12 protein-coding genes are annotated in these 12,827 nt (G+C 60.1%); 7 read left to right on the forward strand and 5 right to left on the reverse strand.

Annotation, left to right across the window (positions count from 1 at the left end; all coding sequences use genetic code 11):
- Positions 1-182 precede the first annotated feature (182 nt).
- From CFE47_RS14240 to CFE47_RS14260, 5 genes are all read left to right on the forward strand, one after another.
- On the forward strand, positions 183-2,009 hold the full coding sequence (locus tag CFE47_RS14240) for a long-chain-acyl-CoA synthetase (RefSeq protein WP_286837906.1): 1,827 nt from the start codon (positions 183-185) through the stop codon (positions 2,007-2,009).
- A 127-nt stretch (positions 2,010-2,136) separates the two neighbouring features.
- On the forward strand, positions 2,137-2,652 hold the full coding sequence (locus tag CFE47_RS14245) for an ankyrin repeat domain-containing protein (protein WP_286837907.1): 516 nt from the start codon (positions 2,137-2,139) through the stop codon (positions 2,650-2,652).
- Positions 2,653-2,693: 41 nt separating this feature from the next.
- Entirely contained in the window at positions 2,694-3,224 is a 531-nt protein-coding gene (locus CFE47_RS14250; RefSeq protein WP_286837909.1) for a hypothetical protein, read from the forward strand.
- A 68-nt stretch (positions 3,225-3,292) separates the two neighbouring features.
- The gene (locus CFE47_RS14255) at positions 3,293-3,484 is read left to right on the forward strand and encodes a PLDc N-terminal domain-containing protein (RefSeq protein WP_003172956.1); all 192 of its coding nucleotides are present in this window, start codon (positions 3,293-3,295) and stop codon (positions 3,482-3,484) included.
- A gap of 415 nt (positions 3,485-3,899) precedes the next feature.
- Complete coding sequence (locus CFE47_RS14260; protein ID WP_286837911.1) at positions 3,900-5,987, forward strand: LTA synthase family protein; 2,088 nt, start codon at positions 3,900-3,902, stop codon at positions 5,985-5,987.
- 54 nt (positions 5,988-6,041) lie between these two features.
- Here CFE47_RS14260 and CFE47_RS14265 read toward each other — a convergent pair whose 3' ends face one another.
- Positions 6,042-6,194, reverse strand: a complete 153-nt coding sequence (locus CFE47_RS14265) for a DUF3309 family protein (RefSeq protein WP_015885095.1) — start codon at positions 6,192-6,194, stop codon at positions 6,042-6,044.
- A gap of 327 nt (positions 6,195-6,521) precedes the next feature.
- Between CFE47_RS14265 and CFE47_RS14270 the strand changes: the two genes are divergently transcribed.
- On the forward strand, positions 6,522-7,337 hold the full coding sequence (locus CFE47_RS14270; RefSeq protein WP_286837913.1) for an SDR family oxidoreductase: 816 nt from the start codon (positions 6,522-6,524) through the stop codon (positions 7,335-7,337).
- A gap of 128 nt (positions 7,338-7,465) precedes the next feature.
- Positions 7,466-7,669, forward strand: coding sequence for a carbon storage regulator CsrA (gene csrA / locus CFE47_RS14275; protein WP_286837915.1), 204 nt, complete (start codon positions 7,466-7,468; stop codon positions 7,667-7,669).
- A 3-nt stretch (positions 7,670-7,672) separates the two neighbouring features.
- On the opposite strand, the gene CFE47_RS14280 is transcribed toward csrA, so the two are convergent.
- The 4 genes from CFE47_RS14280 to CFE47_RS14295 all read right to left on the reverse strand — a co-directional run bounded on the left by CFE47_RS14280 (position 7,673) and on the right by CFE47_RS14295 (position 12,812).
- A complete protein-coding gene (locus tag CFE47_RS14280; RefSeq protein WP_003192759.1) occupies positions 7,673-7,900 on the reverse strand; it encodes a YheU family protein in 228 nt (75 codons plus the stop codon).
- A gap of 69 nt (positions 7,901-7,969) precedes the next feature.
- On the reverse strand, positions 7,970-9,154 hold the full coding sequence (locus CFE47_RS14285) for an osmoprotectant NAGGN system M42 family peptidase (protein ID WP_286837917.1): 1,185 nt from the start codon (positions 9,152-9,154) through the stop codon (positions 7,970-7,972).
- A 148-nt stretch (positions 9,155-9,302) separates the two neighbouring features.
- Positions 9,303-11,036, reverse strand: coding sequence for an N-acetylglutaminylglutamine synthetase (ngg, locus tag CFE47_RS14290; protein ID WP_286837919.1), 1,734 nt, complete (start codon positions 11,034-11,036; stop codon positions 9,303-9,305).
- A 3-nt stretch (positions 11,037-11,039) separates the two neighbouring features.
- Positions 11,040-12,812 carry an N-acetylglutaminylglutamine amidotransferase gene (locus CFE47_RS14295; protein ID WP_286837921.1) on the reverse strand — a complete coding sequence of 591 codons (1,773 nt, stop codon included), beginning with the start codon at positions 12,810-12,812 and terminating at the stop codon, positions 11,040-11,042.
- Positions 12,813-12,827 lie beyond the last annotated feature (15 nt).

The raw sequence follows: 12,827 nt of genomic DNA on the forward strand, positions 1-12,827 counted from the left end.
ACTCGACCCACGTGGTTTGGCGCGCCCATATCCATAAAGACTTCCTTCAGGCGGCTTAATTCCTTTTTTCAGCGGACGTCCTTCGGGATACAAAACATTTCAAATCCTGCGTGTACAGCCGAAGAGGGGCTGACGTATTTTCCTGCAAGGCATATCGAACAATAAGAAAAAGGACGTTCCCTATGAGCCACTCGCAAAACGACATGATCACCTGGGGCATGATGCTGCGTAAGGTGCCCGCCATTGTTCGCGCGCTGCCGCGGGTTGTGCGCGGCATGCGCGCCGCCAACGTCACTGACCCTGCGCAGTCTTGTGGTCTGGGCTGGCACTTTGAGCAAGCCACCCAGCGCAACCCGGACGGTGCCGCATTGCTGTATGGCGACCGCGTGCTCAGCTACCGCGAAGCCAACCAGCAGGCCAACCGCATTGCCCACCACCTGCAAGCCCAAGGCATCGTCAAGGGCGACGTGGTGGCGCTGTTTATCGAAAACCGCCCGGAACTGCTGCTCAATGTATTGGCCGTGGCCAAGCTGGGTGGCATCTGCGCCATGCTCAACACCGCGCAAACTCAAGGCGCGCTGGTGCACAGCCTGAATCTGGTGAGTCCGGTGGCAATTGTGGTCGGCGCAGAGTTGGTGGCGGCCTATGCCGCGGTGCGTGATCAGGTGGGCATTCGCGCAGAGCGCACCTGGTTCGTCGCCGATCAACAGGCCGGCGCAGTGCCCGAAGGGTATAGCGATCTGCTGGCTGACAGCGCCGAGTGCTCGGTAGAGAACCCAACCAGCACCGCGCACATCTTCTTCAACGACCCTTGCTTCTATATCTACACCTCCGGCACCACCGGGCTGCCCAAGGCCGGCATCATGAAACATGGCCGTTGGACCAAGACGGCGGTGAGCTTCGGCAGCATTGCTCTGGACATGGGTCCGGAAGATGTCCTGTATTGCACGTTGCCGCTTTACCACGCCACGGGCCTTTGCGTGTGCTGGGGCTCGGCGATTGTCGGTGCTTCCGGGTTTGCTATTCGGCGTAAGTTCAGCGCCAGCCAGTTCTGGGACGATGCGCGCAAGTTCAAGGCGACCACCCTGGGTTATGTCGGCGAACTGTGCCGCTACCTGCTCGACCAGCCGCCGAGTGCAAGCGATCGCGACAACCGCGTGACCAAGATGGTCGGCAACGGCCTGCGCCCTGGAGTGTGGGCGCAGTTCAAGGCGCGTTACGGTGTCGAGCATATCTGTGAACTGTATGCCGCCAGCGATGGCAATATCGGCTTCACCAACATATTGAATTTCGACAATACCGTAGGCTTCTGCCTGCAGCATTGGGCGTTGGTGGACTACGCCCACGACAACGGCGAGCCGCTGCGGGGCAGTGATGGTTTCATGCGCAAGGTGCAGACGGGCGGGCAGGGCCTGCTGCTCGCCAGGATCGATGAGAAATCGCCCTTCGACGGCTACACCGACCCGGAAAAGAACCGCAAGGTGATCCTCACTGACGTGTTCGAGAAGGGCGACTGTTACTTCAATACCGGTGACCTGGTGCGCAGCATCGGCTTCGGCCATGCGCAATTTGTTGATCGCCTGGGGGATACCTATCGCTGGAAAGGTGAAAACGTCTCCACCACCGAAGTGGAAAACGTCCTGCTGCAACACCCGCAAATTGCCGAAGTCGTGGCCTATGGCGTGGAAATCGAAAACACCAACGGCCGCGCCGGTATGGTCGCCATCACCCCAAGCGAGTCCCTGGCAGCCCTGGATATGCGCGAGTTGCTGCAATTTGCTCACGGCCAATTGCCGCACTATGCGGTGCCGCTGTTCCTGCGCATCAAGGTGAAGATGGAAACCACGGGCACGTTCAAGTACCAGAAAGTGCGACTCAAGGAAGAGGCGTTCGATCCGGAAAAGGCCGGTAACGACCCGGTGTACGCCTGGTTGCCGGGGTCGGACTGCTACGTGCCGGTGACTGATGAATTGATGGCACAGATCCAGGGCGGCCACTTTCGTTATTAACTGCAGCGTTATTAACGGCAGCATTATTGATTCTGACTATGGGCGCTTTTGACAAAAAAGCCATGACATGTGGGAACTCCCTCGCGACACTGGGCGCCATATAAAGGACCAGACAAGGAGCCCCCACATGTCAGACCAAGCCAAACAAATGACCGAAGACGAAGCCGCCGAATTTGCCGAGCAGGTGTTCGACGTGGCCCGCCGAGGCGACGCAGCCATGCTTGCAGCGCTTTTGGCCAAAGGCCTGCCGGCGAACTTTCGCAATCACAATGGCGACACCTTGCTGATGCTCGCGGCCTACCATGGCCACGCCGAAGCGGTAAAAGTGTTGCTGGAATTCAAGGCCGACCCACTGATCGCCAACGACAAGAACCAGTTGCCGATTGCCGGCGCAGCGTTCAAGGGCAACCTCGACGTGGTCAAGGCGCTGATCGAAGGCGGGGCGCCGGTGGATGCAGCGTCGTCCGATGGCCGTACGGCGTTGATGATGGCGGCAATGTTCAACCGCGTGGAAATGCTCGACTACCTGCTCGGCCAGGGCGCCAACCCCAAGGCTGTTGATGCCCAGGGCGCAACCGCATTGGCGGCGGCGCAGACCATGGGCGCAGTGGATACGGCGGCGAAGTTGCAGAAACTGGTGTAGGCTTTGCGCCCTCAAAAACCAGCCCGCCACAGGATCGCCCCATGAAAACCGCCCTCGTCGAACTCATCAGCAAAATCAGCGCCGGCGTCATGGGCGAAGACGAAGTGGCGCGCATCGCCACTGAGGCGGCCCAGGCCTACGCGGATCCAGCGGCGTTTCTGGCGGCCAATCCGGATATCAACTACGACGACACTTTCCCAATTCCACTGGGTGAGTGGGTGGTGGTTGGCAGCCTGCCGGACACCGTACTGTTCCAGGCCGATACCTATGGTGACCTGTTTGCGCAGATCGTGGCGTCGTTCGGTCCCGGCGTCGCGTTCAATCTCAAGCCCAAGCAACTGGCCAAGACCGAAGACCTCACCGCGCTGAATCGCATCCAGATCCAGATGAGCGCCCTCAGCCCGGAAGACGGCGGCTATGTGCTGCTGGACTTCAGTCAATTGCTGGATGACGAGATCCAGGCCGTGCTGGTGTACGGCAACGACCTGCGTCGCGTGTTGGAACTGTGCGCCGAAGTGGGCATCAAGGGCGAGCCATCGCTGGAAGCGCTGCGAATCGCCCTACACGTCTGAAATAAAACGGAACCCACGCCAGGGCTGACTATCCTACAAGTGCATGCCCTCACTTTAGGAGCGACACCATGGGTTCCACCTTTAACGGCTTGATCGGGCTGATCATCCTGGCGCTGGATATCTGGGCGATCATCAACGTGTTCAAAAGCGGCGCAAGCACGGGCGCCAAAGTGTTGTGGATTCTCTTGATCCTGCTGTTGCCGGTGCTGGGCCTGATTATCTGGGCAATTGCCGGGCCGCGAGGCAACGTGCGGATCTGAGTGTTTCATTGATTCCAATGTGAACGCATTCCCAATGTGGGAGCGGGCTTGCTCGCGAATTCGGTGTTTCAGTCACAGATGTGTTGGCTGACCCACTGCATTCGCGAGCAAGCCCGCTCCCACATTCACTTTCGGTGAGCCCTGAAGATTTGTGTGTCGAAATATTCGGTGCACAGAATTTTCACAACTCGTTTTGGATAATTCCCACGCTTCGTTTCCTTGTCGGAAAAGTCTTTTTTTCGCTAGGGAATCCGTCATCAAGCATCTCTAACCCTCAGTAATCAATAGCGTTGCTGGCAGTGATGGGGCACCATTCGCGCCAAAGCGCTGCCTGCCCGTTCTTACATGCTTGAGTCTGGATAGGGGGCCGCTGCAATATTTCGCTACTTAAACTTCCAATGGGTCCTGAAACGACATGGCAAACCCGGACGCCCTGAATCAGCAGCGAGCTTCTAATCGCCTGCTGCAACCGACCGTCAAATCCCATCTGGCATACACGCTGCTCTGCGCGCTGGTCATGATGGTGATGTTCTCCCTGCTGCGCCTGGCGCTGCTGGTCTACAACCGCGAGATGATCCTCGACACGCCGGCCTCGACCTTCCTTGAAGCGTTCGCCAACGGCACGCGCTTTGACATCCGCTTTGTGATGTACGCGCTGGTTCCGCTGCTGCTGGCACTGTTCAGCGTTCGGGCCATGGCTGCACGTGGCTTCTTTCGTTTCTGGTTGACCATTGCCTCCAGCATTGCCCTGTTCCTGGGCCTGATGGAAATGGACTTCTACCGTGAGTTTCACCAGCGCCTCAACGGCCTGGTGTTCCAGTACGTGAAGGAAGACCCGAAAACCGTGATGAGCATGCTCTGGTACGGTTTCCCGGTGGTGCGCTACCTGCTGGCCTGGGCCGTCGGTACGCTGATCCTGAGCATTGCGTTCAAAGGCGCTGACCGCGCCACTCGCCCGCGTGGCCCGTTCAGTGGCGGCAGCATCAGCACCCGCCAGGTCGCGCCGTGGTACATGCGCAGCGCGGTGTTCGTGGTCTGCCTGCTGGTTGCCGTGGTTGCCATCCGTGGCACCCTGCGCCAAGGTCCGCCATTGCGTTGGGGTGACGTCTACACCACCGACTCGAACTTCGCCAACCAGTTGGGCCTCAATGGCACTTTGTCGTTGATCGCGGCGGCCAAATCGCGTTTCTCCGAAGACCGTTCCAACGTCTGGAAAGCCACCCTGGATCAACCGCTGGCCACCCAGACCGTGCGTGACATGCTGGTGCTGCCGCAAGAGAAACTGGTGGATGCCGATATCGCCGCCGTGCGCCGTGACTACACGCCACCGGCCGAGAAGACCCTGCCGATCAAGAACGTGGTCGTGATCCTGATGGAGAGCTTTGCCGGTCACTCCGTGGGCGCCCTAGGTCGTCCGGGCAATATCACGCCGTACTTCGACAAACTGTCCAAGGAAGGCCTGCTGTTCGACCGTTTCTTCTCCAACGGCACCCACACCCACCAGGGTATGTTCGCCACCATGGCGTGCTTCCCGAACCTGCCGGGCTTCGAATACCTGATGCAGACTCCCGAAGGCAGCCACAAGCTGTCGGGCTTGCCGCAGTTGCTCAGCACGCGCAAGTTTGACGACGTGTATGTCTACAACGGCGACTTCGCCTGGGACAACCAGTCGGGCTTCTTCAGCAACCAGGGCATGACCAACTTCATTGGTCGAAATGACTTCGTCAACCCGGTGTTCTCCGACCCGACGTGGGGCGTTTCCGACCAGGACATGTTCAACCGTGGCCTGGAAGAGTTGAAGGCACGTGAAGGCGGCAAGCCGTTCTACGCGCTGCTGCAAACCCTGTCCAACCACACGCCGTACGCCTTGCCGACCCCATTGCCGGTCGAGAAAGTCACCGACCGTGGCAGCCTCAACGAGCATTTGACGGCAATGCGCTACTCCGACTGGGCCCTGGGCCAGTTCTTTGAAAAGGCCCGCAAGGAGCCGTACTTCAAGGAAACGTTGTTCGTGATCGTGGGTGACCACGGCTTCGGCAACGAGCAGCAAATCACCGAGATGGACCTGGGGCGCTTCAACGTGCCGATGCTGATGATTGCACCGGGCATGCAGGAGAAGTTCGGCGAGCGTGACCACACCGTGGGTACGCAGATCGACATCGTGCCGACCATCATGGGCCGCCTCGGTGGCGACACCCTGCACCAGTGCTGGGGCCGTGACTTGCTGAACCTGCCGGAAGGCGACAAGGGCTTTGGCGTGATCAAGCCATCGGGCAGCGATCAGACCGTGGCGCTGGTGACAGCAGACCGCATTCTGGTATTGCCCAAGGAAATGCCGCCGAAACTGTGGGAATACGAACTGGGCGCCAACCCTACCGGCAAAGTGATTCCTGAATCGCCGGACGAGGCGGCGCTGAAGCAGAAGCTTGAGTCGTTCTTGCAAACGGCTACCAAGAGCCTGTTGGACAACACCGCTGGTGTGGTTAATGGCAAGCCGGACTAACTAACCGGCAATAAAAAAGAGGCCTGTAGAGGCCTCTTTTTTTTGCGCTGTCTTTTATATCCGACCGAGCAACAACAGCACCAGCAGAACAACCAGGACAACCCCGAGGATACCCGACGGGCCATAACCCCAGTTACGGGAGTGCGGGAATACTGGCAGGCCACCGACCAGCAGGAGGATCAGGATAATGATCAGAATGAGGCTCATGTTTTTTTTCCTTATAGGCCTTCTGCAAGACCGGTTATTCAACGATAGGCCCGCAAGTTAATAGCGGACGCCTTACCAACTCCGACTGTGTGCACTCGTAGAAAATTCCAAGTTTTTTTAAAGCATTTCGCAAACATGCTTATTTCTTTTAATTCGCTCGCACTCCTGACGGTCTAGTTGAAAAAGATTGAACTTAGGTCATAGGAGAGCATCCGACCCGCCCGCGGGTTTGCCTGGGGCATTCATCACCCTGATGGTGCGTGGGTGCAGGAAAAACCTTCGCTACACTGCGGATCACTTCTACCGTGAACCACAAGGCTACTTCCTATGCAAAATCGCATGATGATCACTGGCGCCGGGTCCGGCCTGGGTCGTGAAATCGCTCTGCGCTGGGCCCGTGAGGGTTGGCAGTTGGCGTTGTCGGACGTCAGTGAGGCAGGCCTGCAGGAAACCCTCAAATTGGTTCGCGAAGCAGGTGGCGATGGTTTTATCCAGCGCTGTGATGTGCGCGATTACAGCCAGCTCACTGCGTTTGCCCAAGCCTGTGAGGTCAAGCTCGGTGGCATCGATGTGATCGTCAACAATGCCGGCGTGGCTTCGGGCGGGTTCTTCGCCGAGCTCTCCCTGGAGGATTGGGACTGGCAGATCGCGATCAACCTGATGGGCGTGGTCAAGGGCTGCAAGGCGTTCCTGCCGCTGCTGGAAAAAAGCAAGGGGCGCATCATCAACATCGCCTCCATGGCAGCACTGATGCAAGGCCCGGCCATGAGCAACTACAACGTGGCCAAGGCTGGCGTGGTGGCGCTGTCGGAAAGTTTGCTGGTGGAGCTCAAACAGCAGGAAGTCGGCGTGCACGTCGTTTGCCCATCGTTCTTCCAGACCAACCTGCTGGACTCGTTCCGTGGCCCAACGCCAGCCATGAAAGCCCAGGTCGGCAAGTTGCTGGAAAGCTCGCCCATTTCGGCGGCCGACATCGCTGACTATATTTACCAGCGCGTTGCAGAAGGCGAGTTCATGATCCTGCCCCACGAGCAGGGGCGCATGGCATGGGCGTTGAAGCAGAAGAACCCGCAGTTGCTCTATGACGAAATGACCAGCATGGCCGACAAGATGCGTGCTAAAGCTCAGGCAGCCAGAGGCTGATCAGTCTGTGGTCTGTCAGGGAAATTACCCATGTATGTAGGGTCTGACTGATTTCGCTGCAAGGCATTGATGCCTCTTCTCCCTGCGCGCATGGTCGAAGTCCTTTCACTGTTAAAAGGACAAACGCCATGCTGGTCTTAAGCCGCGCCGTAGGCGAAGTCATCTCCATTGGCGATGACATCGCCGTGCACATACTTGAGTTGAACGGTAACCACGTGAAGTTCGGCGTTGAAGCGCCGGCCGGGGTGCACGTCCATCGCGCCGAGGTCTATCAAAAGATCCTCGATCGCCACTGCGCCACCACTCACCCGGTGCAAGTGCCCAACCTCTAGGCGTCAGTCGAACAGATGCTTGGGCACATCGTGCTTGAGCATCAACTGGCACTGCTCGCTTTCCGGGTCGAACACAATCAGTGCCTGGCCTTTGGTCAACGCCTGGCGCACACGCAGCACGCGGGTTTCCAGGGGCGTGTCATCGCCGTTGTCGGTGCCGTCACGGGTGACGAAGTCTTCGATGAGGCGCGTCAGGGTGTCGACTTCAAGTGCGTCGTAGGGAATCAGCATACAAGCCTCAGGTGTTGGGTCCCGGCGATGCTACTGCGCCGGGGCCCTTGTTACCAGCAGTTGCCAGCGTCAGGACTTCTGGCCAACCAGGCTATCCACCGACGGCACCCGTGTATCGCTCTCCATCTGCGTTTCGTGCTCCAGTTGATGACTGAAACGGTCCAGTGAGCCTTGGGCCGGCTGCGCATCGCTGGCGAACACCGGCGGGCTGAGAATATACGCGCCGAGCAAGCGGCTTAGCGCCGCGAGGCTGTCGATGTGGGTGCGTTCGTAGCCATGGGTGGCATCGCATCCGAATGCCAGCAACGCGGTGCGGATATCGTGGCCGGCGGTCACGGCCGAATGGGCATCGCTGAAGTAGTAACGGAACAGGTCGCGGCGTACCGGCAAGTCGTTATCCGACGCCAGGCGCAGCAAATGCCGGGACAAATGATAGTCATAAGGCCCGCCCGAATCCTGCATGGCCACGCTCACCGCATGCTCGCTGGAATGTTGGCCGGGGGCGACCGGGGCAATGTCGATCCCCACGAACTCACTGACATCCCAAGGCAAGGCAGCGGCAGCGCCACTGCCGGTTTCTTCGGTGATGGTGAACAGCGGATGGCAGTCGATCAGCAACGGCTCGCCGCTGTCGATGATTGCCTTCAGCGCAGCGAGGAGGGCGGCGACACCGGCTTTGTCATCCAGGTGACGGGCGCTGATATGCCCGCTTTCGGTGAACTCGGGCAGGGGGTCGAAGGCCACATAGTCACCGACGCTGATTCCCAGCGAATCGCAATCGGCGCGGGTTGCGCAGTAGGCGTCGAGGCGCAGCTCCACGTGGTCCCAGCTCACCGGCATCTCATCCACGGCGGTGTTGAACGCATGCCCGGACGCAATCAATGGCAACACGCTGCCACGGATCACGCCGTTGTCGGTGAACAGACTGACCCGGCTGCCTTCGGCGAAGCGGCTGGACCAGCAGCCTACGGGCGCCAGGGTCAGGCGGCCGTTGTCCTTGATCGCTCGCACGGCGGCACCGATGGTGTCCAAGTGGGCGGACACCGCACGGTCTGGGCTGTTTTTCTGGCCCTTGAGGGTGGCGCGGATGGTGCCGCGCCGGGTCATTTCAAACGGGATGCCAAGTTCTTCCAGGCGCTCGGCGACATAGCGCACGATGGTGTCGGTAAACCCGGTGGGGCTGGGAATGGCGAGCATTTCCAGCAGCACTTTTTGCAGGTAGTTGAGGTCCGGTTCGGGGATGGTTCGGCTCATAAAGACTCCTGTTGGCTTGTAAGGATGTAGTGCCTCTAAAGGCCTCATCGCGGGCAAGCCCGGCTCCCACAGTTAATCGCATTCCAATGTGGGAGCGGGCTTGCCCGCGATGAGGGCAGATCAGGCAACCCACCTCTCAAGCACTTGGCTAACTGTGGGGAAACAACAAATCCACAAACCGCTCAGCCGTCGGCTGCGGTTCATGATTGGCCAATCCGGCCCGTTCGTTGGCTTCGATAAACACATACTCGGGTTGGTCGGCGGCGGGCACCATCAGGTCCAGGCCCACCATCGGGATATCCAGGGCACGGGCGGCGCGTATGGCGGCGTCCACCAGCGTGGGGTGCAAGATCGCGGTGACGTCTTCCAGGCAACCGCCGGTGTGCAGGTTGGCCGTGCGGCGCACGGCCAGGGTTTGGCCTTGCGGCAAAACGCTGCTGTAGTCGAAGCCGGCCGCGTGAAGGGTGCGTTGGGTTTCGGCGTCGAGGGGGATTTTACTTTCGCCATCAGTGGCCGCCTGACGGCGACGGCTCTGGGCTTCGATCAACGCGCCGATCGAGTGATGCCCATCGCCGGTGACTTCCGCTGGGCGACGAATCGCCGCCGCGACCACCTCGAAACCGATTACCAGGATGCGCAGGTCCAGGCCTTCGTGAAAACTCTCCAGCAGCACCCGGCTGTCGAATTGGCGAGCGGCTTCAATGGCGTGCTGCACTTCTTCGATCGTCTGCAGGTCCACGGCCACGCCCTGGCCTTGCTCACCGTCCAGCGGCTTGACCACGATGCGCTGGTGCTCGTCGAGAAACTCCAGATTGTCGTCGGCGCTGCCGGCCAATTGCTGCGACGGCAGTTGCAAACCGGCGGCTTTAAGCACCTTGTGGGTCAGGCTTTTGTCCTGGCACAGGGTCATGCTGATGGCGCTGGTCAAGTCGCTCAGGGATTCACGACAACGCACGCGGCGGCCGCCGTGGCTCAAGGTGAATAACCCGGCATCCGCGTCATCGACCTGCACATCGATGCCGCGCCGATGGGCTTCCTCGACGATGATTCGCGCATAGGGGTTAAACCCTGCCTGTGGCCCAGGGCCAAGAAACAGCGGTTGGTTGATGCCGTTCTTGCGCTTGATTGCAAACGTGGTCAGCGCGCGAAACCCGAGCTTGGCATAGAGGTTCTTGGCCTGGCGGTTATCGTGCAGCACCGACAGGTCCAGGTAGCTCAGGCCACGGCTCATGAAGTGCTCCACCAGGTGGCGCACCAGCACCTCACCCACACCGGGGCGGGTGCATTGTGGGTCCACCGCCAGGCACCACAGGCTGCAACCGTTTTCCGGGTCGTGAAAGGCTTTCTGATGATTGAGGCCCATCACGCTGCCGATCACCGCGCCGCTGTCCTCGTCTTCTGCCAGCCAGTATACCGGGCCACCTTGATGGCGCGGCGTGAGGCGTTCGGCATCGACCGGCAACATGCCGCGCCCTTGATAAAGCTGGTTCACCGCCAGCCAATCCGCATCGCTTTGGACCCGGCGAATCCGAAAGCCGCGAAACACACGGGTGGCGGGGCGATAGTCGGTGAACCACAAGCGCAGGGTGTCCGATGGGTCGAGGAATAACTGCTGTGGATCGATCCCCAGGATCTGCTGGGGCGCTGCCACATACAACGCAATATCCCGCTCGCCGGCTTGCTCGTTAAGCAACTCCTGAGCGAGGCTGGCGGGGTCGGGAAATGTATGGCCGATCAACAATCGGCCCCAACCGCAATGTACGGCGATGGGTTCTGCGCCCAGTGGGCTGCCATCTTCAGCCAGACGGGCTTGCAGGCGTTCGTAGGTCGGCGCCTGGCCCTTGAGCAAACGTTGGCTGTAAGCCGCCGCGAGAGGTTTCATCAATCAGATTCCTTGTTCGCTGAGCCACAGGTTCAGCGCCGCCAGTTGCCACAGCTTGGAGCCGCGCAATGGGGTCAGTTGGCCCTGCGGGTCGGTGAGCAGGCGGTCGAGCATGGCGGGGTTGAATAGGCCGCGATCCTGGCTCGGATCCAAGAGCAGTTCACGTACCCAGTTGAGAGTGTCGCCCTGCAAGTGCTTGAGGCCGGGGACCGGAAAGTAGCCTTTCTTGCGGTCGATGACTTCGCTGGGAATCACCCGGCGTGCGGCTTCTTTCAAGACCTGCTTCCCGCCGTCGGGCAGTTTGAATTTGCCCGGCACGCGGGCCGACAGTTCCACCAAGCGGTAATCCAGGAACGGCGTACGCGCTTCCAGGCCCCAGGCCATGGTCATGTTGTCGACGCGTTTGACCGGGTCGTCCACCAGCATCACCGTGCTGTCCAGGCGCAAGGCTTTGTCCACCGCGGCATCGGCGCCGGGCATGGCAAAGTGTTCGCGCACGAAGTCGCCAGCGGCATCATTGGCCGTCAGCCATTTCGGCGCGACAGTGGCGGCGTAGTCATCGTAGCTGCGGTCGAAAAACGCTTCGCGGTACGCGGCATACGGGTCGCTGGCACCGTCCACTTGCGGGTACCAGTGGTAACCGGCGAAGAGCTCGTCGGCACCCTGGCCGCTCTGCACCACCTTGCAATGCTTGGCCACTTCCCGCGACAGCAGGTAGAAGGCGATGCAGTCATGGCTGACCATCGGCTCGCTCATGGCGCGGAACGCGGCGGGCAGTTGCTCGATGATCTCGCTTTCGGCGATGCGCAACTGGTGGTGGCGGGTGCCGTAGTGCTTGGCAATCAGGTCCGAATACTGGAACTCGTTGCCGGCCTCGCCACCGGCGTCTTCGAAGCCGATAGAGAAGGTCGAAAGATCCTGTACGCCGACTTCACGCAGTAGGCCGACGAGCATGCTCGAATCGACGCCGCCGGAAAGCAGCACGCCCACGTCCACCGCCGCACGTTGGCGGATGGCCACGGCTTCGCGGGTGCTATCCAGCACGCGGTCGGTCCAGTCTTCCAGGGTGAGATTGCGCTCATCCTCGCGGGGTCCGTAGGGCAGGGTCCACCAGGTTTTCTGTTCGGTCTTGCCGTGGGCATCGATGCGCATCCAGCTCGCCGGTGGCAGTTTTTCAATGCCTGCAAGCAAGGTGCGCGGTGCCGGCACCACGGCGTGGAAGTTCAAGTAATGGTTGAGCGCCACCGGATCGAGGATCGGGTTGATGTCGCCGCCTTTGAGCAACGCCGGCAGGGCGGAGGCAAAGCGCAAACGCTGGCCGGTGCGCGACAGGTACAACGGTTTCACGCCAAGGCGATCCCGGGCGATAAACAGACGCTGGGCATCACGCTCCCAGATGGCAAAGGCAAACATGCCGTTGAGCTTGGGCAGCAGTGCTTCGCCCCAGGCGTGATAGCCCTTGAGAAGCACTTCGGTGTCGCCACCGGAGTAGAAGGCATAGCCCAGGGCTTCCAGCTCTTCTCTCAGTTCCGGGAAATTATAGATGGCGCCATTGAAGGCCAGGGACAGGCCCAGGTGGGCGTCTACCATCGGTTGGGCCGAGCCGTCGGACAGGTCCATGATTTTCAGGCGTCGGTGGCCTAGGGCAATCGGCCCCTGGGCATGAAAACCCCAGGCGTCGGGGCCACGAGGGGCCAAGTGGTGGGTGATGCGCTCAATCGCAGCCAGGTCGGCAGGTTGGGCATCGAAACGTAATTCTCCAGCTAATCCGCACATAAATTCCTTACCGGT

The sequence above is a fragment of the Pseudomonas sp. PGPPP1 genome, assembly GCF_002255865.1.
GTDB classification, from domain to species: domain Bacteria; phylum Pseudomonadota; class Gammaproteobacteria; order Pseudomonadales; family Pseudomonadaceae; genus Aquipseudomonas; species Aquipseudomonas cremoris.

What these genes read in the sequence shown, in the direction of transcription:
- CFE47_RS14240 (WP_286837906.1), top strand. Translation starts at nt 183, where the DNA reads ATGAGCCACTCGCAAAACGACATGATCACCTGGGGCATGATGCTGCGT.
- CFE47_RS14245 (WP_286837907.1), top strand. Translation starts at nt 2,137, where the DNA reads ATGTCAGACCAAGCCAAACAAATGACCGAAGACGAAGCCGCCGAATTT.
- CFE47_RS14250 (WP_286837909.1), top strand. Translation starts at nt 2,694, where the DNA reads ATGAAAACCGCCCTCGTCGAACTCATCAGCAAAATCAGCGCCGGCGTC.
- CFE47_RS14255 (WP_003172956.1), top strand. Translation starts at nt 3,293, where the DNA reads ATGGGTTCCACCTTTAACGGCTTGATCGGGCTGATCATCCTGGCGCTG.
- CFE47_RS14260 (WP_286837911.1), top strand. Translation starts at nt 3,900, where the DNA reads ATGGCAAACCCGGACGCCCTGAATCAGCAGCGAGCTTCTAATCGCCTG.
- CFE47_RS14265 (WP_015885095.1), bottom strand. Translation starts at nt 6,194, where the DNA reads ATGAGCCTCATTCTGATCATTATCCTGATCCTCCTGCTGGTCGGTGGC.
- CFE47_RS14270 (WP_286837913.1), top strand. Translation starts at nt 6,522, where the DNA reads ATGCAAAATCGCATGATGATCACTGGCGCCGGGTCCGGCCTGGGTCGT.
- csrA (WP_286837915.1), top strand. Translation starts at nt 7,466, where the DNA reads ATGCTGGTCTTAAGCCGCGCCGTAGGCGAAGTCATCTCCATTGGCGAT.
- CFE47_RS14280 (WP_003192759.1), bottom strand. Translation starts at nt 7,900, where the DNA reads ATGCTGATTCCCTACGACGCACTTGAAGTCGACACCCTGACGCGCCTC.
- CFE47_RS14285 (WP_286837917.1), bottom strand. Translation starts at nt 9,154, where the DNA reads ATGAGCCGAACCATCCCCGAACCGGACCTCAACTACCTGCAAAAAGTG.
- ngg (WP_286837919.1), bottom strand. Translation starts at nt 11,036, where the DNA reads ATGAAACCTCTCGCGGCGGCTTACAGCCAACGTTTGCTCAAGGGCCAG.
- CFE47_RS14295 (WP_286837921.1), bottom strand. Translation starts at nt 12,812, where the DNA reads ATGTGCGGATTAGCTGGAGAATTACGTTTCGATGCCCAACCTGCCGAC.